Genomic DNA, 693 nt, shown 5'->3' on the forward strand with positions numbered 1-693 from the left:
CTGGTCTCGGTGTGCCGACGATGAACGCCATCGTTTCGGCGCTGCGCTTCTTCTTTATCCAGACGATCGACCGTCCCGATCTCGCCCGCAAGCTGGTGCGCCTGCGCTATCCCCGCAGCCTACCCAATGTTCTCAGCCCCGACGAGGTGCGCCGTCTGCTCGGCGCCACCGTCTGCCTGAAGCATCTGGCGGTGCTCTCGGTCGCTTACGGCGCGGGCTTGCGCGCCTCCGAGGTGGCGAGCCTGAAGGTCGGCGACGTCGACTCCACCCGGATGCTGCTGCGCGTCGAGCGTGGCAAGGGCGGGCGCGATCGCAACGCCATGCTCTCGGCCGATCTCCTGGCCTTGCTACGCGAGTGGTGGGTCGAGGGGCACCGGCAGGGCATCCTTCACCGTGAGGGCTGGCTGTTTCCCGGCCAGAGCTGGGATCGGCCGATCTCGACCCGCCAGATCCATGGTGTCGTGGTCGAGGCGGCGCGGGCGGCCGNGGTGTCGTGGTCGAGGCGGCGCGGGCGGCCGATATCCCCAAGCGCGTCGGGCCGCACACGCTGCGCCATTCCTTTGCCACGCACCTCCTCGAGGACGGCGTCGACATCCGCGTGATCCAGGTGCTGCTCGGCCACGCCAAGCTCGACACCACGGCGCTCTACGCCAAGGTCGCCGTGCGCACGGTGCGGGCCGTCGTCAGCCCGCT

Annotated in this window: 2 protein-coding genes; both read left to right on the plus strand. The window is 69.7% G+C overall.

What is annotated here, in order from left to right; genetic code table 11:
- Positions 1-20 precede the first annotated feature (20 nt).
- Positions 21-602 carry a tyrosine-type recombinase/integrase gene (locus VQ042_RS25785; RefSeq protein WP_442880261.1) on the plus strand — a complete coding sequence of 194 codons (582 nt, stop codon included), beginning with the start codon at positions 21-23 and terminating at the stop codon, positions 600-602.
- The coding region (locus VQ042_RS26300) for a tyrosine-type recombinase/integrase (RefSeq protein ID WP_442880262.1) at positions 548-693 on the plus strand (146 nt) is incomplete at its 3' end. The genes VQ042_RS25785 and VQ042_RS26300, both read left to right, overlap by 55 nt.

The sequence above is a fragment of the Aurantimonas sp. A2-1-M11 genome (assembly GCF_036549475.1).
Lineage (GTDB): Bacteria > Pseudomonadota > Alphaproteobacteria > Rhizobiales > Rhizobiaceae > Aurantimonas.